The organism is Hymenobacter negativus (genome assembly GCF_016056375.1).
GTDB lineage: Bacteria > Bacteroidota > Bacteroidia > Cytophagales > Hymenobacteraceae > Hymenobacter > Hymenobacter negativus_A.
Genome location: NZ_JAEDAE010000002.1, coordinates 130367 through 151894 on the forward strand (window position 1 = coordinate 130367; position 21528 = coordinate 151894).

Annotated in this window: 22 protein-coding genes; 11 read left to right on the forward strand and 11 right to left on the reverse strand. The window is 61.5% G+C overall.

From position 1 onward, the window contains the following. The first annotated feature begins 183 nt into the window (after positions 1-183). The 5 genes from I7X13_RS05440 (at position 184) to I7X13_RS05460 (ending at position 4005) form a co-directional block, all read left to right on the forward strand. Complete coding sequence (locus tag I7X13_RS05440) at positions 184-1452, forward strand: putative DNA modification/repair radical SAM protein (RefSeq protein ID WP_198074684.1); 1269 nt, start codon at positions 184-186, stop codon at positions 1450-1452. Between the two features lie 7 nt (positions 1453-1459). Further along, positions 1460-1744 (forward strand): hypothetical protein, encoded by a 285-nt coding sequence (locus tag I7X13_RS05445; RefSeq protein WP_198074685.1) that lies wholly within the window; start codon positions 1460-1462, stop codon positions 1742-1744. A 77-nt stretch (positions 1745-1821) separates the two neighbouring features. After that, the gene (locus tag I7X13_RS05450; protein WP_233454688.1) at positions 1822-2733 is read left to right on the forward strand and encodes a TIGR03915 family putative DNA repair protein; all 912 of its coding nucleotides are present in this window, start codon (positions 1822-1824) and stop codon (positions 2731-2733) included. Between the two features lie 21 nt (positions 2734-2754). Beyond that, on the forward strand, positions 2755-3618 hold the full coding sequence (gene rfbD, locus I7X13_RS05455) for a dTDP-4-dehydrorhamnose reductase (protein WP_198074686.1): 864 nt from the start codon (positions 2755-2757) through the stop codon (positions 3616-3618). Positions 3619-3717: 99 nt separating this feature from the next. Next, positions 3718-4005, forward strand: a complete 288-nt coding sequence (locus I7X13_RS05460) for a hypothetical protein (protein ID WP_198074687.1) — start codon at positions 3718-3720, stop codon at positions 4003-4005. A 3-nt stretch (positions 4006-4008) separates the two neighbouring features. Here I7X13_RS05460 and I7X13_RS05465 read toward each other — a convergent pair whose 3' ends face one another. Then, positions 4009-5220 (reverse strand): MFS transporter, encoded by a 1212-nt coding sequence (locus I7X13_RS05465; protein ID WP_198074688.1) that lies wholly within the window; start codon positions 5218-5220, stop codon positions 4009-4011. Between the two features lie 121 nt (positions 5221-5341). On the opposite strand from I7X13_RS05465, the gene I7X13_RS05470 reads away from it, so the two are divergent. Next, the gene (locus I7X13_RS05470; protein WP_198074689.1) at positions 5342-5860 is read left to right on the forward strand and encodes a GreA/GreB family elongation factor; all 519 of its coding nucleotides are present in this window, start codon (positions 5342-5344) and stop codon (positions 5858-5860) included. Between the two features lie 139 nt (positions 5861-5999). On the opposite strand, the gene I7X13_RS05475 is transcribed toward I7X13_RS05470, so the two are convergent. After that, a complete protein-coding gene (locus I7X13_RS05475) occupies positions 6000-7283 on the reverse strand; it encodes a hypothetical protein (RefSeq protein ID WP_198074690.1) in 1284 nt (427 codons plus the stop codon). A gap of 172 nt (positions 7284-7455) precedes the next feature. Here I7X13_RS05475 and I7X13_RS05480 point away from each other — a divergent pair, with 172 nt between their 5' ends. Beyond that, positions 7456-8382 carry a bestrophin family protein gene (locus I7X13_RS05480; protein WP_198074691.1) on the forward strand — a complete coding sequence of 309 codons (927 nt, stop codon included), beginning with the start codon at positions 7456-7458 and terminating at the stop codon, positions 8380-8382. Between the two features lie 173 nt (positions 8383-8555). Here I7X13_RS05480 and I7X13_RS05485 read toward each other — a convergent pair whose 3' ends face one another. After that, a complete protein-coding gene (locus tag I7X13_RS05485; RefSeq protein ID WP_198074692.1) occupies positions 8556-9263 on the reverse strand; it encodes a hypothetical protein in 708 nt (235 codons plus the stop codon). Positions 9264-9393: 130 nt separating this feature from the next. After that, positions 9394-10323 carry a helix-turn-helix transcriptional regulator gene (locus I7X13_RS05490; RefSeq protein ID WP_198074693.1) on the reverse strand — a complete coding sequence of 310 codons (930 nt, stop codon included), beginning with the start codon at positions 10321-10323 and terminating at the stop codon, positions 9394-9396. A gap of 161 nt (positions 10324-10484) precedes the next feature. Here I7X13_RS05490 and I7X13_RS05495 point away from each other — a divergent pair, with 161 nt between their 5' ends. The 3 genes from I7X13_RS05495 to I7X13_RS05505 all read left to right on the forward strand — a co-directional run bounded on the left by I7X13_RS05495 (position 10485) and on the right by I7X13_RS05505 (position 12982). Next, positions 10485-12014 carry an aldehyde dehydrogenase family protein gene (locus I7X13_RS05495; RefSeq protein ID WP_198074694.1) on the forward strand — a complete coding sequence of 510 codons (1530 nt, stop codon included), beginning with the start codon at positions 10485-10487 and terminating at the stop codon, positions 12012-12014. 197 nt (positions 12015-12211) lie between these two features. Continuing rightward, complete coding sequence (locus I7X13_RS05500; RefSeq protein ID WP_198074695.1) at positions 12212-12559, forward strand: hypothetical protein; 348 nt, start codon at positions 12212-12214, stop codon at positions 12557-12559. 24 nt (positions 12560-12583) lie between these two features. Next, positions 12584-12982: a DUF779 domain-containing protein gene (locus I7X13_RS05505; RefSeq protein WP_198067038.1), complete on the forward strand. Its 399-nt coding sequence runs from the start codon at positions 12584-12586 to the stop codon at positions 12980-12982. Here the strand turns inward: I7X13_RS05505 and I7X13_RS05510 are convergent. The 7 genes from I7X13_RS05510 to I7X13_RS05540 all read right to left on the reverse strand — a co-directional run bounded on the left by I7X13_RS05510 (position 12979) and on the right by I7X13_RS05540 (position 20725). Then, complete coding sequence (locus tag I7X13_RS05510; RefSeq protein WP_198074696.1) at positions 12979-13959, reverse strand: WD40 repeat domain-containing protein; 981 nt, start codon at positions 13957-13959, stop codon at positions 12979-12981. The two genes, I7X13_RS05505 and I7X13_RS05510, sit on opposite strands and share 4 nt — an antisense overlap. A gap of 242 nt (positions 13960-14201) precedes the next feature. Further along, complete coding sequence (locus tag I7X13_RS05515) at positions 14202-16247, reverse strand: S9 family peptidase (RefSeq protein WP_198074697.1); 2046 nt, start codon at positions 16245-16247, stop codon at positions 14202-14204. A gap of 117 nt (positions 16248-16364) precedes the next feature. After that, a complete protein-coding gene (locus I7X13_RS05520) occupies positions 16365-16835 on the reverse strand; it encodes a MaoC family dehydratase (protein WP_198067035.1) in 471 nt (156 codons plus the stop codon). A 70-nt stretch (positions 16836-16905) separates the two neighbouring features. After that, entirely contained in the window at positions 16906-17667 is a 762-nt protein-coding gene (locus tag I7X13_RS05525; RefSeq protein ID WP_198074698.1) for a DUF4197 domain-containing protein, read from the reverse strand. A 189-nt stretch (positions 17668-17856) separates the two neighbouring features. Further along, the gene (locus I7X13_RS05530) at positions 17857-18600 is read right to left on the reverse strand and encodes an SDR family NAD(P)-dependent oxidoreductase (RefSeq protein ID WP_198074699.1); all 744 of its coding nucleotides are present in this window, start codon (positions 18598-18600) and stop codon (positions 17857-17859) included. 86 nt (positions 18601-18686) lie between these two features. Continuing rightward, on the reverse strand, positions 18687-20006 hold the full coding sequence (locus I7X13_RS05535; RefSeq protein WP_198067032.1) for a family 1 glycosylhydrolase: 1320 nt from the start codon (positions 20004-20006) through the stop codon (positions 18687-18689). A gap of 113 nt (positions 20007-20119) precedes the next feature. Continuing rightward, positions 20120-20725 carry a 2,3-bisphosphoglycerate-dependent phosphoglycerate mutase gene (locus I7X13_RS05540; protein WP_198074700.1) on the reverse strand — a complete coding sequence of 202 codons (606 nt, stop codon included), beginning with the start codon at positions 20723-20725 and terminating at the stop codon, positions 20120-20122. A 101-nt stretch (positions 20726-20826) separates the two neighbouring features. On the opposite strand from I7X13_RS05540, the gene I7X13_RS05545 reads away from it, so the two are divergent. Then, complete coding sequence (locus tag I7X13_RS05545) at positions 20827-21456, forward strand: bifunctional 4-hydroxy-2-oxoglutarate aldolase/2-dehydro-3-deoxy-phosphogluconate aldolase (RefSeq protein WP_198074701.1); 630 nt, start codon at positions 20827-20829, stop codon at positions 21454-21456. Positions 21457-21528: the final 72 nt, after the last annotated feature.

Consider the following 21528-nt stretch of genomic DNA (forward strand, 5'->3'; position numbering starts at 1 on the left):
GCGGCATTGGTGCCTTGGTTGCTCGTCAGTGGCATTTCGCAGCGGTTTTACTAAGTCGTTGCGAAATAGTGGCCAGGTGTTTTTCCCAAAAAAAGAAACTATTTCCAAAAAAATTAGCTTAAACGATAGCGCTCAATTGGGCGCTGGTTATTAATTTTAAGGCCGAAAGCAACGTCCCGCCGCATGAACGAGCGCATTCAGGAGAAACTAAGTATATTAGCCGATGCGGCCAAGTACGATGCGTCGTGCAGCAGCAGCGGCGGCAAGCGCAAAAACGAAAGCAAAGGCCTCGGCAACGCCGAAGGCATGGGCATTTGCCACAGCTACACTGAGGACGGCCGCTGCGTGAGCCTGCTGAAAATCCTGCTCACCAACCACTGCATTTTCGACTGTGCCTACTGTGTGTCGCGCCGCTCAAATGACGTGAAGCGCGCCGCCTTCACCGTGGATGAAGTGGTGGACCTCACCATCAACTTCTACCGCCGCAACTACATCGAAGGCCTGTTTTTGAGCTCCGGCATTTTCAGCAGTCCCGATTATACGATGGAGCGCCTCGTGCGCATTGTGAAAAAGCTGCGCACCGAGCACAAATTCAACGGCTACATCCACGTCAAAACCATTCCGGGTGCGAGCGAGGAGCTGATTCAGGAAGCTGGTTTGTATGCCGACCGGCTCAGCGTGAACATCGAGCTGCCCTCGGAGTTGGCCCTGACCACGCTGGCCCCGGAGAAAAACTACCAGGAAATCCTGACCCCGATGGCCCAGATTCGGGACGGCATCATTCAGAATAAGGAAGAGAAGGCCCTGTTCAAGAAAGTGCCCGGCTTTGCCACCGCCGGCCAAAGCACCCAGCTCATTGTGGGAGCCAGCGCCGAAACCGACCTGCAAATCATCAAGCTTACCGACAGCCTTTACCAGGGCTACGGACTGAAGCGCGTGTACTACTCCGGCTACATCCCCGTGACCGACGATGCCCGCCTGCCGCAGGTAACGCAGCCGCCCGTCATTCGGGAGCACCGCCTGTACCAGACCGACTGGCTGATGCGCTTCTACGGATTCCAGGCCGATGAAATCCTCGACCCCGCCCACCCGCACCTCGACCTCGAAATCGACCCCAAGCTGGCCTGGGCCCTGCGCAACCGCCACGTGTTCCCCGTCGATGTGAACGTGGCCGATTACGAAATGATACTGCGCATTCCCGGCGTGGGGGCGCGCTCGGCCAAACGCATTGTGGCCGCCCGGCGCTTTGCCCGGCTCAACATGGAAACTCTCCGCCAGTTGGGCGTGGTGCTCAAGCGCGCCAAATATTTCCTTACCTGCCAGGGCGAGCACCAGCCCATCATTGGGGAGCTGAGCGAGCAGCAAGTGCGCCGCCAGATTCTGTTCGGCGCTGGTTCGGTGCGGTCGGCCCTCGTCACCCAGCAACTCGATTTGTTCGCCCAAGCCTCCTGATTCTGCCATGCAAGCTGATTTCAATTCCAACACTTCCACCACCTTGCTGAACCCCGGCCAACTGGGCGGTGTGCAGCACGACATTCTTTTTTCTGTCATGAAAGTCATTCATCGCCAGCCCGAAAACACCGTCCGGCCTGCCACTGCCACTGCATCTTCCGATAAAGTCGACCGCCTCTCGTGCTGCTGCCGCCTCAGCGAGCTGATGCCCTTGGTGCGCCAGCTGCACAGCGACGCGCGCGCCCGCTACGAAGCCGGCCGCCAGAGCGAGCAGCGCCAGCAGGCCGCGTAAGGGAATTTTTTGTGCATTCGTCTGTCATCCTGCGCTGCACTCAGGATGACAGACGCTAAACAGATTTTCTGACATAATTGAAACCCGTCCGTCGCCCGTTCTCCGCTGTTGCTCCCGCTGCCCCGCGCCGGCCGGGTGCCCCCGCGCTCACGGCCCCGCCGCTGGATTATACCTATGACGGCACGTTTGAGGGGCTGCTCACGGTGCTCTTTACGGTGTATGACTGGCGGGCCGCACCCAACAGCATTCAGCCCGAAGCCACGGCCCAAAGCAGCCTTTTCACGCAGCCCGCCCACCGCGAAACCGACGAAGCGCAGGCTGCCCGCATGTGGGACGGCCTGCTGAAAACGATGGACAGCGAGGCCCGCGCCCGTCTCTACCACGTTTTTCTCAGCGAGGACGCCGACCGGGAGTTGCTGATTTTCCGCTACGTGGATTTGGCGCTGCGCTCGCCCGTGGACATTTCGGAAAACTATGCCAACGCTGACGTGCGCCGCGTGCAGCGCCTGGCCCAGATGATGTTCCGCGAAAAGCACCGCATGGAAGCTTTTGTGCGCTTTGAGAAAACCAGCGACGAGCTGTTTCACGCCACTATCGAGCCCGATATGGACGTGCTGCCGCTCATCGCCGCGCACTTCACCAAGCGCTACGCCGACCAGCGCTGGCTGATTTACGACCGCCGCCGCCACTACGGGCTGTACTACGACCTCACGCGCACCGACATCGTGCAGTTCGAAAACCAGAAGGGCCGCAATGCCGCCGATATCTCGGCCACCGTGCTCGATGAGCGGGAACCGCTGTTCAGGCACCTCTGGCAGACGTATTTCGACCACGTCAACATTCCCGAGCGAAAAAACCTGAAGCTGCACCGCCGCCACATGCCGCTGCGCTACTGGAAATACCTCAGCGAAAAGCAGCCCCGTGAGCAGCGTTTCGTGCCCATCAATAACAAGCGCCCGCCCGGCGAAGCTAACTTGCGGCTCAAATAAGAGCATTAAGCCGGACAGTTTATGGGTAAGATTTTGGTTTTCGGGGCCCTCGGGCAATTGGGGCAGTGCCTAGCGCACGTGGTGCAGGAGCGTAACACGCCGGGCCTGATATTTCTGTCCGAAGCCGAGGGCAATATTCTGGACCCGGCCGCGCTGGCGGCACTTTTTGCCGCGCATCGGCCCACTCACGTCATCAACTGCGCTGCCTACACGGCCGTAGACAAGGCCGAGGACGAGGTAGACCTGGCCCGTAAGATTAACCGCGACGGCGTGGAGAACCTGGCCCGCCTCTGCGCCGAGCACGGCTGCGTACTCATTCAGATTTCGACCGATTTTGTGTTTGCCGGCGCGGGGAACGAGCCGCTGCTCGAAACCGACGAAACTGCGCCGCTGGGCGTTTACGGCCTCACCAAGCTCGAAGGCGAGCAGGTAATTCCGGGCTTCACCGAGAAGTATTTCACGCTGCGCACCAGCTGGCTGTACTCGGAGTTTGCTGGCAACTTCGTGAAAACCATGCGCAAACTGGGCCGCGAGCGCGACGAGCTGCGCGTCATCTGGGACCAAGTGGGCACGCCTACCTACGCCATCGACCTGGCCGGCGTCATCCTCGACATCATCGAAAGCGGCAGCACCTCCTACGGCCTCTACCACTACAGCAACGAGGGACTGACGTCGTGGTACGATTTCGCCACGGCCATTTTTGAGCTTAGCGGAATTTCGGTGAAAACCACGCCCATTCGCACCAGCGAATACCCCACCAAGGCCACTCGCCCGCCGTTTTCGGTGATGGACAAAACCAAAATCAAAACCCAGTTGGGCGTGGCCATTCCGCACTGGCGCGAAAGCCTGAAAACCTGCGTGGCGCGGTTGAACGCCGCTGAATAGCTTCTTCCTGATTTAGATTCACAATTGTCGAAAGCCCCTGTTGGTTTGCCAGCGGGGGCTTATTTTGTGCCATCCACCAACCACTTTCCGCCCGCTGCCATGAAAACCGACCTGTATACCAAAACCGTTCTGACCATTATCGCGGCCTGCTTGGTTGTGCTGGTGATGAAGGAAGTAAAATTGATTCCGGAAGCCGTGGCCGCTGCGCCCATGCTGCCCGTGGCCGGCCGCAACTACGGCTTGGTGCCTGTGAATGCCGACGGCAGCGTGACCGTGCGCTTCCAGACCCGCGAGGCCATGCCGGTGAATATCGTCGGCATCCACAAGCCATTTAGCTCAACTGATGTCAACCGGTATTCGTGGGATGCTATTTCGACTTCGAGATAAGCATTACCCGCGCCCGTAGAACCGGCTCACCAGAAAGGCCGCGCCGGTGAATGCTGCCCCCAGCACGCACACGCCCGGCCAGCCGCCGTGCACCCACGCCAGCCCACCGGCCACCGAGCCAACGGAGCCGCCCGTGAAATACCCGGTCATGTACACGGTGTTGAGGCGGCTGCGGGCTTCGGGTACCAGCGAGAAAATCTTGGTCTGGTTGGAGATGTGGGCCGATTGCACCCCCACATCCAGCAGAACCACGCCCAGCACCAGCCCGGCCAGGTGGTAGCCGGTGAGGCCCATAAATACATAGGCCGATAGCGCCAAAAGGATGCCTACGCCGATGGCGAAGTCTGGCCCGCGTGTATCAGCAGCCTTGCCGGCCAGGGGCGCGGCCAGGGCGCCCACGGCCCCAATCACCCCAAAAAAGCCGGCTACATCGCTGCCATAGTGGTAAGCCGGACCTTCCAGAAAAAAGGCCAGCGTGGTCCAGAACACGCTGAAGGCGGCAAACAGCAGTCCGCCCACCAGCGCCGAGCGGCGCAGGGCCGGCAGTGTGGCCGTGAGCGTCAGCAGCGATTTCATGAGGGAACCGTAGGAGCCCGCGAAGTTGGGCCGGTCCTGGGGCAGGCGCCAAGCCAGCAGGCCCAGCAGCGCCAGCATCAGCCCGGCCGCGATTTCGAACATGGCCCGCCAGCCCAGGTGCGCGCCCACGTAGCCGCTCACGGTGCGCGAGGCCAGAATGCCAATCAGTAAGCCGCTCATGATGCGTCCCACGATGCGGCCGCGGTCGGCCTCTGGGGCCAGGTGGGCGGCCATGGGCAGCAACAGCTGCGGCACCGCCGAGCAGATGCCCAGCAGAATGCTGGCCCCGGCCAGCAGCGCAAAACTGGGCGCAAACGCCGCCAGTCCCAGGCAGGCCGCCGCGCCCAGTAGCATAATCAGCATCAGGCGCTTGCGTTCCAGCATATCGCCCAAGGGCACCACGAACAGCATGCCCAGCGTGTAGCCCACCTGCGTGGCCGTGGCCACCAGGCTGGCGCTGCTGTCGCTCAGGTGAAAAGTGCGGCCGATGGCCGCCAGCAGTGGCTGGTTGTAGTAAATATTGGCCACCACTAGCCCGCAGGTGAGGGCCATGAGCCAGACAAGGGCGCCGTCGAGCCGGCGGGTGGGCAGGGGAGAAGCAACCGCCGAATCAGCGGTTTCGGTAAGCAATTCTGACATTAAATAGCGCGAACGAATCGGGATGGGGTAGCAGCGAAATAGCGTAGGGTAACCACGTTTCGGCCCCGATGGTTGCGCTGGGCACGCACAACCTGCCCGCCGTGCCTGCGTTTGCCAGGATATGAGCCGAGGATTTACCAAAGAAGACGACGCCCAAACGCCGCCTATCATTCCGCCCCGGGCGGCCCTGCCGCCGGGCACGCCCAACTACGTGACGCCCGCCGGCCTGGAGCAACTGCGCGCCGAGCTGGCTGCCCTCGAGGCCGGGCGCGCCCAGGCCGAAGCCAACCGCGACAACGACACCGACCGCACCCGCCGCCTTTCGTTCTACAACGGCCGCATTGCCCTGCTGCTCGAGCGCCTGGGTAGCGCCAAAGTGGTGGACCCCGCCGGGCAGCCGCCGCAGGAGGTACGCTTCGGCGCCACCGTGCGGCTGCGCACCGTGCGCGGCGGTAAGGTGGGCTTCGAACGCAAATTCACCATTGTGGGCGTGGATGAGGCCGATATTGCGCTCGGCAAAGTGGCCTTTGTGGCGCCCATTGCCCGGGCCGTGCAGGGCGCGAAACTCGGGCAGCAAGTGCCGCTGAAGCTGGGGCCGCAGGAAGAAACGGTGGAGGTGGTTGCGATTGGGTATGAGTAGGCTGCGGCGGTGCTAAACGTCATGCAGAGCGCAGCGAAGCATCTCGCGTGCTCAAGTAATCTAATCGATTGAATCACTAGTGCACGCGAGATGCTTCGCTGCGCTCTGCATGACGGCCGATTACACCCACATGCTAGCGCTACCGATTCGCCTCCGACAGCCAGTGAAACTGCCGCTCGGCCAGCTGGAAATGACGCTTCTGCCGCCGCAGGGCCACAAAGACGGAGTCGTTGCGGATTTTGCCGCGCAGCACCACGTGGTTGGTATCGGGTTGGGCGTAGCGCAGGGTGAAAGCGGGCAGCGAATCGGAAGCCATTTTCTTGAAAGCAATGGTGTGTTGGGCCGAATCCAGCGTGTAAGCGAAGTAGCCGCGGCGGTAGCGCTGGCGCAGCAGCGTGTCGGCGGTGAGGATGCTGCCGGTGGGGTTGGTTTCGAAGATGACGTCTTTCCAGCGCAGGCTGTCGGGTAGGGGGGCGTCAAATTTTTCTACCTCAAATACGCCCGTGGTGAGTCGGCCTTTGGAAGAGCTACCGGCCATCATGGCCTTTTGCTGGTAGAACTGGTAGAACGGCAGCAGCGCAAACAGCAGAATGAAAATGGTTTTCAGCGTGAGCTGGGCTATGCGCCAGCGCCGGGGCAGCGGGGGCGGCGTCCAGCTGGGCTGCGTGGGCCGGTTGAACACGAAGAAATTAAGCAGCCGCTCGGCGTCGCCCACCAGCAAAAACAGGCTGAACGCAAACAGGTGCATCGAAAATAGCTTCACCGGAATGTCGTAGCACAGGTTCATCATCATCACGTTCAGAAACACACTGGCCGCCACCACGGCCCCCAGCGTGCTGGTGCGCCGCCACAGCAGCAACACGCCCGCCAGCACCTCCACCGCCCCGGAAAACATCTGATAGGGCTGGGAGTAGCCAATGAAATACCACGACAGACGCATGGGCAGCAGGTCGCCCAGCGGGGTGGCCAGCGCGCTCAGCGGCGGAAAAATCATCTGCAGGGCAAACAGCTTGAGGATGCCGTAGCTCAGGGCGCTCAGGGCCAAGAAGTAGCGCACCAGCACCAGCAGCCAGTAGTAGGCCAGCGCGTAGTTGCGGTGGCGGTGGTCGAGCAGTACCCACAGCGTGGCGCCCACCATGGCCGCCAGCGCATAAAAGCAGAGCTGCGCGTAGCCGTAGGAGGTGTCACCGCTGCCGTTGAGCGGCACCAGCACGTCCTTCACATGGAACAGGTGCGCGTTGCCTTTATTCACCAGCCAGCTTTCGGCGTCGCCATACAGCCCGGCCAGCGTGGCAAAGCCTGGCACGCTGCTTAGCCACGTCCAGGGCGACATGAACAGCAGCAGGTAGAGGCACGAAAAGCAGAAAAGCCACTTGCGCCACCAGGGCCAGGCAAGTGCAGAAGGAGTAAGGGTTGTTTGCATAAGGTGAGCAGGAAAACGGAGTAAGTCGCTTAAATATAGCAGTGCTTTGATGCTGTAGCCCTAGGGTAGCCTTTTGGGGCGGCCCCTTCGCCCCGGCGTAAGAGGCCTCCCTGGAGGGGGCTCATGGGGTTCATCCTATCTTGCGCCCATTCCTTTTGCCCTGCCTTCGCTTATGATAGTCTACAAATCGACCGACTGGTGGGAGGCCCTGCGCCACCTCCGTTCCTCCGGCGTCATTCGCCAGCTGCTGAAACGGGTGCTATGGGTGGGCCTCTACGCTAGTATCGTCACGGCCTTCGTTATCCGCTTCGACACCATTAATGTGGTCGTTGACAAAGAGTTTTTTTCTTTCCTGGGCATCCTGCTCAGCCTGCTGCTGGCCTTCCGCACCAACACTGCCTACGACCGTTTTTACGAAGGGCGCCGTCTCTGGGGCCAGCTCGTGAACAACTGCCGCAACTTGGCCGTGCTGCTGCACCCACGCCTCGCGCCCGACGACCACGCCACCCGTACTTACCTCGCCCGGCTGCTGTCCAACTTCCCCATCGCCCTCGACGGCCACCTGCGCAAAGGCGTGCGTTTCGAAAAGCTCGAAGCCGTGGAGCCGGGCTTCATCGAGCAGCTGCAGACTGTGCGGCACGTGCCCTCACGCCTGGCCGCGCAGCTGCAGGAGTTTTATGAACAGCTGCTGCGCGAGGAGCAGATTCTGCCCACGCACCTGCTCACCATTCAGCGTCACCACGAGGCCCTGCTCGACGTGGCCGGCGCCTGTGAGCGCATCAAAGGCACGCCCATTCCGTTCTCCTACAGCTACTTCATCAAAGGCTTCATCACGGTGTTTATCCTCGTCATGCCCTTCAACCTGCTCGATTCCTACGAGTGGCTCACGGTGCCCATCACCATGCTTGGGGCCTACGCGCTGCTGGGCGTGGAGATGATTGGCGACGAGATTGAAGACCCCTTCGGCAAAGACAGCAACGACCTGCCGCTCACCCAGATTTCCAACCGCATTCGGGCCAACGTGCACGAAATCCTGGGCGTGGAGCTGCACGAAGACGTGCGCGGCCTGGCCGATGCACCGTACAGCGTGGTGTTTTAGGAACGGCAAACGGTTGCTCCGTCATACTGAGCGCAGCCGAAGCATCTCTGCCGCTCAAGTAATCCAATCGATAGAATTTACTCTCGCAGTAGAGATGCTTCGGCTGCGCTCAGCATGACGTTCTTCTTTGTGCCACCAACACCCCTTGGCCCAAGTGCCGGAGTGGTGCTGCCCTACTTTTTCAGGTACGGGAACCCGCCCCGCATGTCGCGCGCCAGGGCTTTGGCCAGCGCCACCGGGCTGGTGCTGGGCTTGCCGCGCAGCTCGTGGTCGAAGCGCCACACGAGCTGCGCGCTCTGCGTGTCGTAGATGTCGAGATAGGTGTGCACGGTGTTATCGGCCATGGGGTTGGTGCTGTTGCTGAGCACGAACACGGCAATGCTAACGCCGCCGGGCAGCAACTGGTGCATGTAGGTTTGCCCCGTGAGCACGGCGTCGACGCCGAGGGCGGTGCGCAGCTCAGCCATCGAGCGGGTGGGCAGGCTTTCGTAGGTGATGCCAGCTTTTGCCAGACGCTGGTTGGTTTCGGCGGGGTTCTGGAAGGTACTGCTGGTGGGGTGCTCGGCCTGCTGGCGCGTCAGCTCGGCCTGCAGGGCGGCTTGCAGCTGGTAGCCCATTTGCTGGCGTTCGGCGGCCAGCGCGCCCTGGAGCGGGTTGGCGCTGGGCATGTCAGGATTGGCTTTCCACACTTCGGGGTGCTTCACCACGTCGCCCAGCCGCTCCAGCTCCACGGCAAAGGGCAGAATGGCCACGGTGCGGTGCGTGGCCAGCGCGGCCGGGGCCAGCGCCTGTCCCTGAAAGGTGTGCCGGGCACAGCCCGACGAAAAAGCCCCGGCAAGCAGCAGAAAACCGGATAGAAAATAGGTGAAGGAGCGTTTCATGGACAGGAGAAGCAGCCGGAAAGGTGAGCCCGAACTGCCCTGCAAAGGTAAAAGCCCTTAAAATGACGATTTCGGCCGCGCGGTAAATCAGTTCTTTGCGCCTGCTTTTCAACTGCCGAACGCCCGTGGCCTACGCCGCCAGGTGTTTCTTATAGGCGCCCGGCGTCAGGCCCTCGTGCTTTTTAAACAGCGCCTGGAAATAGGACAGGTTATTAAACCCCACCCGCAGGCCCACCTCGGCCACGCTGGCCAGCGGGTGGCGCAGCAGGCGCTTGGCCTCGCTCAGCCGCTCCCGGATGATGAACTCGACCGGCGTGAGCCCGAACTCGCGCTTGAACACCCGGAAGAACGTGGCCTTGCTCATGCAGGCCAGCGCGCTCAGCTTGTCGATGCTCAGGTTTTCGGTGAGGTGCTCCTTGATGTAGCCCACCACGGCCGCAAAGCGGTGCGAGGTGAGGTAGCGGGCGTAGTCGTGGAAAATGAGCTGGCGGGCCTGCGTCTGCATCAGGCGCACCAGCAGCTCCTGCAGGGTGAAGCCGGCCAGCACGTCCTTGTCCACGTCCGAGGTGCGCGACACGGCCACCAGGCGGCCCAGCGTGTCGGTCAGCTCGGGCGTGTTGGTGAGGTGGGCGTACTCGGGGGCCGAGATGGCCCAGGGTTGGTGGGCTTCGGCTTTGGGGTACCGCTCATTCAGCAAATCCACGGTGTGGCGAATGGTGTCGGGCGCGATGGCCACGGCCAGGCATTGGGTGGGCTGCCCGTGGCTGGCGTCGGGGAAGTCGATTTCCATCAGTTCGTCCTTGTCCACCACCACGCTTTCGCCGGGCAGGTAATCGAAGGCGGCGCGGCCGGGCAGGTGCATCACCTTGCGGCCGCGCAGCATGGTGGTCAGGGCCAGGCCGTCGAGGCGCAGGGGCACGCGGGCGGCGGCGCGGTGCGTCTCGAACACGTTCAGCTCGAAGCCTTCCAGGGCGTACACGGTGCGGTTTTCAACCAGCGAATGCAGGCGCTCCAGGGCGAGCGGGGCCACGGCGGCGGGCAGGTGAACGCGAGACGACATAAGCGAACAATGAGGTGAGGGAGTACACACTTGCAACAGCGGAAGCGGCTAGCAAGTTGCGACAATTTTTGCACACATTGATACAATACCACAACCCGGCGGCTCAGAGAAAAAGGACCTTTACAGCGTTTCCTGTTCACCTAATTCCCATCTCAAAAGCCATGGCTGAAACCTTAGAAGCAACCACCACCGTGGTGGCCCGTCCCCAGTTCAAAAACCACTACGACAACTTCATCGGCGGCAAATGGGTGGCGCCCGTGAAGGGCCAGTACTTCGACAACCTGTCGCCCATCGACGGCAAAGTCTTCACCAAAGTGGCCCGCAGCACCAAGGAAGACATCGAGTTAGCCCTCGATGCCGCCCACGAAGCCTTCGCCACTTGGAGCAAAACCTCGGCCACCGAGCGCAGCAACATCCTCAATAAAATTGCCAACCGCATCGAGGAAAACCTGCCTATGCTGGCGGCCGTCGAAACGGTGGAAAACGGCAAGGCCCTGCGCGAAACCACCTATGCTGACATGCCGCTGGTTATCGACCACTTCCGCTACTTCGCCAGCGTCATCCGGGCCGAGGAGGGCAACGTGACCGAGCTGAACAGCACCACCGTGTCGATGAACATCAACGAGCCGCTGGGCGTCATCGGCCAGATTATCCCCTGGAATTTCCCGCTGCTGATGGCCACCTGGAAGCTGGCCCCCGCGCTGGCCGCCGGTTGCACCGTGGTGATGAAGCCCGCCGAGCAAACCCCGGCCAGCATCATGGTGCTCATGGAGCTGATTCAGGACCTGGTGCCGGCCGGTGTCATCAACATCGTGAACGGCTTCGGGCTGGAAGCGGGCAAGCCGCTGGCCTCGTCGCCGCGCATTGCCAAGGCCAGCTTCACGGGCGAGACGACCACCGGCCGCCTCATCATGCAGTACGCCGCTGAAAACCTGATTCCCGTGACCATGGAGTTGGGCGGCAAGTCGCCGAACATCTTCTTCAAATCGGTGATGGACGCCGACGACGACTTCCTCGATAAAGCCATCGAAGGCGCCGTGATGTTTGCCCTGAACCAGGGCGAAATCTGCACCTGCCCCTCGCGCATGCTGGTGCACGAAGACATCTACGACGAGTTCATTGCCCGCGTCATCGAGCGAGTGAAGGCCATCAAGCTGGGCAACCCGCTGGACATGGACACGATGATGGGCGCGCAGGCCTCGAACGACCAATTCGAGAAAATCCTGAGCTACCTCGAAATCGGCAAGGCCGAAGGGGCTGAGGTGCTGGTGGGCGGCGACGCCTACACGCAGGAAGACGGCGCGCTGGCCGAGGGCTACTACATCCAGCCCACCATGTTCCGGGGCCACAACAAGATGCGCATCTTCCAGGAGGAAATTTTCGGGCCGGTGGTGTCCGTCACCACCTTCAAAACGGTGGAGGAAGCCATCGAAATTGCCAACGACACGCTCTACGGCCTCGGCGCCGGCGTGTGGACGCGCGACGCCCACGAACTGTACCAGGTGCCCCGCGCCATCGAGGCCGGCCGCGTGTGGGTGAACTGCTACCACGACTACCCCGCCGGCGCGCCCTTCGGCGGCTACAAAGCCTCCGGCTTCGGCCGCGAAAACCACAAAATGATGCTCTCGCACTACCGCCAGAACAAGAATATGCTCATCAGCTACAGCCAGAAGCCGCTGGGCTTCTTTTAGGCCGTAGAAAATTGAAAAAGCCGTCATGCTGAGCTTGCCGAAGCAACTCTACCGCAAGAGTAAATCCAATCGAAAGGGATTAGTTGCGCGGTAGAGGTGCTTCGACTGCGCTCAGCATGACAGTCTAATTCAAAGCCTCAACAGAGCATCCTTTCAACGGCTGGTGCGTCTTATCTAAAACCCAATGCGCCAACCTTATGAAAGCTTTGCTCCTGCCTCTTGCACTGTATTGCGGCATCTCGGCCGCGCATGCCCAACTGTTGCCCGTTCCGGGAGCAAAAAACCCGGATTGGAAAGTTGAAAAGAAGGAAGCTTTGCCGGAAGCAACTCCGTTCGATGAATTGCCAAAAACCGACCGCATGCCCAATGCGGCGCAAAAGGGCATTGCTAGCATCGGCAACCGCCATTACCATTGGGACGCCGAGCGCCAACTGGCCTACCAGTGGCTGAGCCGCCCCAACTCAGGCACCGTGGCCCCCGATAAGAAAGTGGTGGTACGCGAAGACCGCACCGGCCTCACCTATACTTTTATTCGTCGACGCTAGCCGGCACTATTCCTTTACCAACCCATGCCCACGCCCCGCGTCCTCGTCACCCAAGCCGCCGAAGCCACCATCGACCTGCTCCGCGACGAGCACGGCCCGCTCATGTTTCACCAGAGCGGCGGGTGCTGCGACGGCTCCTCGCCCATGTGCTTCGCCAAGGGCGAGTTTCGGGTGGGTGCGAACGATGTGTGGCTGGGCCGCATCCACGGCTGCGACTTTTTCATGAGCGCCAGCCAGTTCGAATACTGGAAACATACCCAGCTGACCGTGGATGTGGTGAAGGGCCGCGGCGCCAGCTTCTCGCTGGAAATCCCGCTGGGCGTGCGGTTCTTAATTCGCTCGCGGCTGTTCACGGAGGACGAGGAAAAGGACATGGCGCCGGTGTACGCCGGCGATGAGTACCCCGACATGCAGCCGGCTTAAGGCCGCAGCTGCCACAGGTCCACGGTAGCATCGGAGCTGGCGCTGGCCAGCCACCGGCCGTTGGGGCTGTAGGCTACGTCGTAAGCGTCGTCGGCGTGCTGGGCGAAGGTGTGCAACAGGCTGCCCGTGGCCACGTCCCAAATGCGCACCGTCACACGTTTGCCGGTGGCACTGATGCCCAAAAAGTGCTGGAAAATCTCGCCCACGGCAGTTTGGTCGCGGTAGGCGGCGGCCAGCTGGCGGTTGTCGGGGCTAAATTCAAGCGAATAAACGCACTCCCCATCGCCGCGAAAGGTGCGCAGTACCTGCCCGGTGCGCAGGTCCCAGAGCCGAATGGTTTTGTCGTCGCTGGCACTAGCCAGGTGCTGGCCATCGGCGCTGAAATCAATGTTCAGCACGGCCTCGGTGTGGCCCGTCAGGGTGCGCAGCAGCCGGCCCGTGGCCACGTCCCACAGCCGAACATCATTGTCGAAGCTGCCGCTGGCCAACTGGCGGCCATCGGGGCTGAATTTGACGCCCCACACGTTGAGCCGGTGGCCTGGGAAGCTGCGCATCAACGCGCCGGAATCCAGGTTCCACAGTTTCACGAGCTTGTCTTCGCCCGCGCTGGCCAGGGTTTTCCCATCCGGACTAAACGTGACGGCCCAAACGGTGCCATCGTGACCCGGCAAAGTCTTCACCAGCTGCCCATCGGCCACGCGCCACAGCCGGATGAGCTGGTCGTAGCCGGCACTGGCCAGGGTGCGGCCGTCGGGGCTGAATTCAATGGTTGTCACGCCAACGGGGTGCTTCAGCACCTGCCGCACCCGGCCCTGCTTATCCCAGAGCAGCACCGTACTGTCGATGCTGGCGCTGGCCAAGAGGCTACCGTCCGGGCTGAACTTAACTTCCCACACGTGGGCCTTATGGCCCCGGAATTCGGTGTGTAAGCGTGCCAGGCCCAGGGGCTGCTGCGCTACCCGGTGGCCCCACCGCACGTAGGCAAATGCCCCCGCAACAAACAGAAGCAGAATAAAAAGCGCGCTAATAATGCGCCTGAAGGCGCCAGGTTTTCTAAAAAAGGTGGGCATAAAAACTTAGGTTTTTGCAGAAAGAAAAAGGAGGGAGTATGCAGCGCCGACAACTTCCAAAGGAGTTTTGGAAGGACAGAACGGTACAAGAAGCCAACAAAAAGCCCGGCTCCGAAGGGCCGGGCTTTTTATTGAATGTTGGATAAGAGTTACTTCACGTTCGTCTTCGTCACCAGCTGCACCGTCTTCGGGTCGACGGTGATTTCCTGCAGACGCTTGGCTACGGCCGGGCTCATGCTTTCCTGGTAACGGCCCTTCAGCTGGCTGGCCAGGAACTTTTCGGAGGCGGCAAACATGGCCATATTGTTGACGGGGCGGGCGAAGCCGTGGCCTTCGTCGGGCGCGCAGAGGTACTGCACGGGGTAGTTGCGGTCGCGCAGGGCCACCACTATCTGGTCGGCCTCGGCCTTATTCACGCGCGGGTCGTTGGCGCCCTGCACCACCATGAGCGGAGTTTTGATTTTATCGGCCGAGCCCAGCGGCGACATGCGGTCGAGGGCGGCGCGGCCTTCCGGCGTGCCGGGGTCGGCCATGCGGGCATACATCTGCTTACGGCCGGCCTCCCAGTAGGGCGGAATGGCGTTGAGCAGTGTGGTCAGGTTAGACGGGGCCACGATGGCCACGGCGGCGTTATAGACATCGGGCGTGAAGGCCACGCCAGCCAGCGTGGCGTAGCCGCCGTAGGAGCCGCCCATGATGCCAACCCGCTTGGGGTCGGCAATGCCCTGGGCCACGAGGTACTTCACGCCCCAGGTCAGGTCGTCCTGCATTTTGCGGCCCCACTCGCCGTTACCGGCGTTCAGGAACTGCTTGCCGTAGCCGGTGCTGGCCCGGAAATTGGGCGAGAGCACGGCATAGCCCCGGTTGGCCAGGAACTGGTGCATGGTATTGAAGCCGTAGGCATCGCGCGCCCACGGCCCGCCGTGCGGCAGGATGATGACGGGCAGGTTTTTCGCGGCCAGCCCCTTGGGCAAGGTCAGGTAAGCCGGGATTTCAAGGCCATCCGACGACTTGTAGCGCACCACTTTCATGTCGGCCAGGTCGGCGGCGCGTAGCTTGGGCCGCGTTTCGTACTGCTTGGTGAGCTTTTTGGTCTGGCGGTCGAAGAGGTAGGCTACGCTAGGCTGGGTAGCAGAGGTAGCCGACAGCAGCCACAGCCGCTCGTCGGTGGTGTGCGAAGCGGGATACACATCGAGGCCCGGCAGCTGCTTGGTAACCACGGCAAAGTCCTGCTCCATGGCTTTGTCTTTCCACACGCGGCGCATGCGGTCGTCCTCGAAGCTCACGAACACCGGCTCGTGCGTTTTCTCCGATACCTGCAGGCTGCCCACGTCCACGCGTTTCATGGGGTCGGCCTGGTAGGGCTGCTCCTGGCCGGTGGCGGGGTCCAGCAGCACAATTTCGGCCAGGTTGCGGCCGGCGCCCCGGTTGGTGGCCATGTACACGTGCTGGTTGTCTTTGGCGAAGGCAATGACGCCGCTCTGCTCGTCAATGCTCGTTTTGTAGAAGGGCACCAGCTTGTCTCCCTCCACGCGCAGCCACTCAGTGCTGCCGTCGGGGTTCGAGCGCGAAGCCAAGCGCAGCTGGTCGTTCCAGTCGAATTCCCAGGCGCCGATGCGGTCGTTGTTCTGGCGCACCAGGGTTTTCTCGCCGGTGCTCAAGTTCAGCTTGTAGAGGTCGTGCCAGGCCTTGTCGCGGTCATTGAGGCCGATGTAGAGCGTGTTTGGGTCGGAGAGGGGCGCGTTGAGCAGCTGCACGCGCACGCCCTTCAGGCCGGTGAGGTCGCGGGCAGTGGGCACCGTCTGGCCAGCGGCGGGGGCCTCGGCCGGGTTCACGGCGTAGATGTTGAAGTTTTCGTCGCCGCCCTTGTCCTGGCTGTAGAGCAGGTACTTGCCGTCGCGGCTCCAGAAGTAACCGCGCACGGGGCGGGCCTGGTCGTTGGTCATGGGCCGGGCCTTGTCGAAAGGCTCGTCCAGGCCCTTTACCCAGATGTTGCGGGTGCCGTTGTAGGGCTTGATAAAGGACAGGAACCGGCCGTCGGGCGAGAGCTGCGCGCCCGAAATCTCGGGGTCGCCGAAGAGTAGCTCACGGTCGATAAGCGGGGGCTGCGCGCCCGATTTGGCCGCTTGCGCAAAGCCGGTTTGGGGCGCGGCCAGGCTCAGCACGAGGCCCAAGCCCAGGAAAAAGTTTTTCATAATAAAAAGCAGAAAAAGGTGGATGTTGGCGCCAAAGTAATAAAAAAAGCCCCGACCACGAAAGCAGCCGGGGCAAGTGGGCGACATTCGGTAGAAAGCCGCCAAAAACAAGGAAAGCTACTGCTCTTGAAAATGATATAGGAACGTCACCACACCCGCGTAGGCCGGCTTTTTCTGACCTTCAATTTCCAGCGTGACTTCGATGCGGGTTTTGGCGATGCCGCGCAGGTTGGTCACCGATAGCATTTTGGCGCGCAGGCGCACGGCGCTATTCACGGTCACGGCCTGGTTGAAGCGCAGGTTTTCGATTTCGTAGTTCACCTGCATTTTCAGATTCTCGATGGTCACAATCTGCTGCCAGAGGTAGGGCAGCAGCGCCACTGTGAGGTAGCCGTGGGCAATGGTGGCCTTGAACGGCGACTCGGTTTCGGCTCGCGCGGCGTCGGTATGAATCCACTGAAAATCGAGCGTAGCGGCCGCAAACTGGTCAATTTGGGCCTGTGTGATGGTGTGGTAGCCAGACACGCCCAGCTCCTGGCCGGTGTGCGCTTCGAGTTCGGCAAGGCTGCCAATGGTGAGAGTGGACATAAAAAAGTGGCGTATGAATGCGGGATTAAGGGCCGCAAACATACGCCACCAACTATACCGGGCAATTCTGCTAGCTGCGGCTACCAAACACGCGGCGCAACAGCTCGGTGGTGCGGGCCACCGGGTTTTCGCGGATGTTGGCTTCCTCCTGGGCGATGAGCGTGAACAGGCCATCCACGGCCTTGCTGGTGGCGTACTGGTTCAGGTCGGGCTGCACTTTCTGCACCAGGGGCAGCGTATTGTAGGTGGTGGCCAGCTGGGTGTAGTAGCGCGTGGCGCCCACTTGGTCGAGGCTTTTCTGCATGATGGGCGAGAAGGCTGTCACCAGTTGCGTGGAAGTAGTGCGCTTCAGAAACTGCGTGGCGGCATCTTTCTGGCCGGTCAGGATGTTCCACACGTCCGAAAACGTGAGGCTTTTGATGGCCGAGATGAAAATGGGCTTGGCGCTGCGGGCCGCGTCTTCCGCGCCCCGGTTCAGGCTCAGCTCAAACTTATCGACCTGGCTGCCCAGGCCGATGCTGCGCAGGGTAGTGGCTACGCGCTGGGCATCGGGCGGGAAGGGGATGCGGATGAGGCGGTTGAGGTAGAAGCCGTCGGTCTGCGAAGCTTGGTCGGCCCCTTTGCCGATGCCTTGCAGCAAGGCTTCCTTGAGGCCGTTGGCCGCATCGGTGCTGCTGAGGCCCCCAATGCCGCTGCTGGATGTGTTGCCCGAGGTGCGGGTGCCGGCCTGCTTAACAAGAATGTCCTTCAGGTCGGACAGGCGAAACTGAGCCGAGGCGTTGAAGGAAGTCAGCGACAACAACAGTAGGGCAACGAAAGAGTAGGTTTTCATGGCGTAAGAGAATCCGGTGGAATGAGCCGGCACCTGGCGTTATGCAAGGGGCGTGCCGAGGTGGGTTAAGGGTGGAAAACGCCTGTCATCCTGAGCGCAGCGAAGGACCTTAGCACGTTGGGCGATTCTGACGTGCTAAGGTCCTTCGCTGCGCTCAGGATGACAGGCGTTTTTTACTTCCTAACTGAATTACAGCCTATCCAGCCGGCCGCCATCTACGCGCACTTCGGCTCCTTGCACAAAAGCGGCATCATCGGAAGCGAGGTAGGCGATGATGGCGGCCACATCCTCGGGCTTGCCCACGTCGGCTTTGTCAATGATTTCGACGCCGGATTTTACGTTCGGATTGTCCCAGAGCATGGGCGTGTCAATGGCCCCCGGCAGGATGACATTGGTGCGGATGCCCTTGGGCTTGCCTTCGAGCGACGACGAGCGGGTGAGGGACAGCATGGCGGCCTTCGCCGCCGCGTAGGGCGCTACCAGCGGGCTGGTTTCGATGGCGTGAATGCTGGCCACGTTCACGATGCTGCCGCCCGGCTTCATGTACAGAAAAGCCTGCTTGGTGAAGTAGAACGCGCCCAGCAAGTCCACATTCAGAATGCGCAGCCAGTCGTCGCCGGTCAGCTCTTCCAGGGGCTTGAATTGCATGAGGCCGGCGTTGTTCACCACCGCATCGAGGCGACCGAACTGGGCCAGCGTGGCGGCCACGGTGGCTTCTACCTGGGCCTCCACGGCCACGTTGCAGAGGCTGGCCAGCACGTCGGGCGCGCCGGCGGCTTTCACTTCGGGCACGGCGGCGTCGAGGTTGGCCTGGTTGTAATCGGCCAGCACCACGCGGGCTCCTTCGGAGGCAAAACGCTTGGCGGCGGCCAGGCCGATGCCGCTGGCACCGCCGGTAATGAGCACGACTTTATCCTGGAAGCGAGGGGACATGGGAGGAGAGTTGGGGTTAATTGAAATAGGCTGTCATCCTAGGCATTCTGCTTGATTCGCAGAATGCTCAGGATGACAAATTCAAGCTACGCCGCGTCCACGTTCGTGGCATTGGCCTGGTCGGTGGATTTATCGGCGCTGGCGGCTTTCACGTCGGCTTTTTGCTCTTTGGCCCAGGCTTCGTTGCTTTCCTGGGGCATCACGATGGGCACTTGCAGGCACACGCTTTGGGCGGGCAGCACCTGGCTCCAGTCGGCGATGAGCTGCTTGTAGGCCTCGCCCACGGGGCGGATGTTGCGGTCAAGGTCGTACAGGCCCACGGGGTTCATGCGGCCGTTGTTTTCGCGCAGGGCGGTGTCCCAGTCCACCTGGTCGGTGAGGGAGTACCAGGTGAAGCCCACCATGGGCACGCCGTCGTTGCGCACGCGCAGCACGTTGGCCCACTCTTTCCAGAGCCAGTTCACGGCCTCGTCGCCGTTCTGGCCCTGCCAGATGTTGGTTTCGGTGTGCATCACGGGCAGGCGGTAGCGGTCGTGGTACTGCGTGGTGATGACGTGGTAGCCGAAAATCTCGCCCGAGGCGCGGGTGCTGCCGTCGGCCGACACGCGGTGCTCGTTGGTGTAGTAGTAGTCGTTGCCCATGATGCAGTGCCGCTTCATCTTGGTTTTCAGGAAGAAGTGGTACTCGTCGCGGGTCATGCCGTTGTCCATCAGGAATTCGTACATGCTGGAATTCACGCGGCGGCCGTAGTTCAAATCCAGCGACAGAAACCGCTCAGAGTTCATGGTTTCGGCCGGGCCGATGGCGGCCGGGTTTTCGGCGTGGAAGTATTCCGACGACTCGCTCTGGATGAACACCGCGTCGGGCCGCACTTCCAGAATGGCGGCCATGGCCAGCACGTTGGCCTTCACGATGTACTTAAGGGCCGTCACGAAGGCCTGGTCGGAGCTCAACTGCTCGTTCCACCAGCCGTAGCGGGCCGAAAACTGCGCGCAGATGTACATCTCGTTCACCGGCGTGTAGAGCTGCACCCACGGAAACCGCTGGGCAAACGCCTTGGCGTACTGCGCAAACAGCTCCGGAAAATCGGGGTTCTGGAAGTTGCCAATCCAGTCGGGCACGCCGAAGTGGCACAGGTCGACAATGGGCGCGATGTTGCGCCGCAACAGGTCCTGAAACGTCACGTCGGCAAAGCTCCAATCATACTTGCCCGGCCCCAAAAACGTGGTGTGGATGGGCGGCCCGTAGCGCAGGAACTTGATGCCCAACTCATCCACAAGGTCGAAATCCTTCTGCCAGAGCTTGTAGTGGTTGCATTTCTCCAGCTCGTCCACGCGGTGCTTGCCGTTCTGGATGGTGGGGTTGCTGTTTTCGATGCCGGTAGCGAAGAGGAACTGAGGACCCATGAGTGCGGGAAAGCTGATGCCAAGCGGCCGGGCGAGTAACCTGGCCTGTATCCATCCGCTTACTCCTTTCGCCGGGTTCACGTTACGTTCATGTGGCACCGGGGCCGGCGTGGCTATAGCGTGCGCAGCTCCAGAATCTTCAGCTGCGCATCGAAATGATAAACGCAGACGCCACCCGTCACGATTTCCAGCCCCTCCACCTGCTCCGGCGTAAGGCGCTCCAGGTACATGCGCAGCGCCCGCAGCGTGTTACCGTGCGCCACGATGAGGATATCCTGCCCGGCGCGCAGCTTGGGCGCAATTTCGGCCTCGAAGAATGTCACCACCCGCGCCTGCGTCTGTTGCAGGCTTTCGCCGCCGGGCGGGGGCACAGCGTAGCTGCGTCGCCAGATATCAACCTGCGCCTGGCCGTATTTCAGGGCGGTCTCGGCCTTGTTGAGGCCTTGCAGGTCGCCGTACATCCGCTCGCGCAGGGCCGCCACGTGGTGCACCGGGATGGTGGCCCAGGCCGGCCGCGATACGATGATATCAAGCGTGCGCTCGGCCCGAATTAGGTCGGAGCTGTAGGCGGCGTCGAAGTGGTAGCCGCGCAGCTTTTCGGCCACGGTGTGCGCTTCTTCCTCGCCTTTGGGGCTGAGGGAAACGTCGAGCCAGCCGGTAAAAATATTGGCCAGGTTGGAGGTTGATTCGCCGTGCCGGACGAGCACTAGGTTGGCCATAAGGTTGATTTAAAACGCGAGAGGCCACCTGGCCTAACCTGCCCGGGCGGTTCTACGTTGCCAGCAAGCTGCAATGATGCGGCCGCCCGCCTGAAGCTCCCATGAACCCGCTCGCTCACATTCTCGAACACAAAGTAGTCGCCATTGTGCGCGGGGCCGACCCCAAAAGCCTGCTGCGCATTGCCCAGGCCCTGCACGCCGGCGGCGTCCGGATGATGGAGGTGACGCTGAACTCGCCCGGCGCGCTGGCTTCCATCGAAGAGATTTCCGGGGCGATGGAAGGCAAGCTACTGGTGGGCGCCGGCACCGTGCTCGACCCCGAAACGGCCCGCGCCGCCCTGCTGGCCGGGGCCAGGTACATTATTTCGCCCACGCTCAACAAGAAAACCATTCGCATGACCAAGCGCTACGGGGCCGTCAGCATCCCCGGAGCCTACACTGCTACGGAGATTCTGAAGGCCTATGAGTTCGGCGGCGACATCATCAAGGTATTCCCGGCAGGCGGTAGCGGGGCCAGCTATTTCAAGGACATTGCCGGGCCGCTGCCGTTCATTCCACTTATGCCCACGGGCGGCGTTTCGCTGGATAATATCAAAGGTTTTGCTGATGCCGGGGCAAAGGCTTTCGGCCTCGGCAGTGCGCTGGTGGATACCAAGCAGGCCGTGACAGACGAGTACCTGGCGCAGCTTACGGAGAAGGCGCGGGCATTTGTGGCGGCGGTGGTGGGGTAGAACGGTGTAGAGACGCATACTTGCGTCTCGTCGTCCTCGCCGTTTAAAAATCGTTTTAACTATCGTTCAACG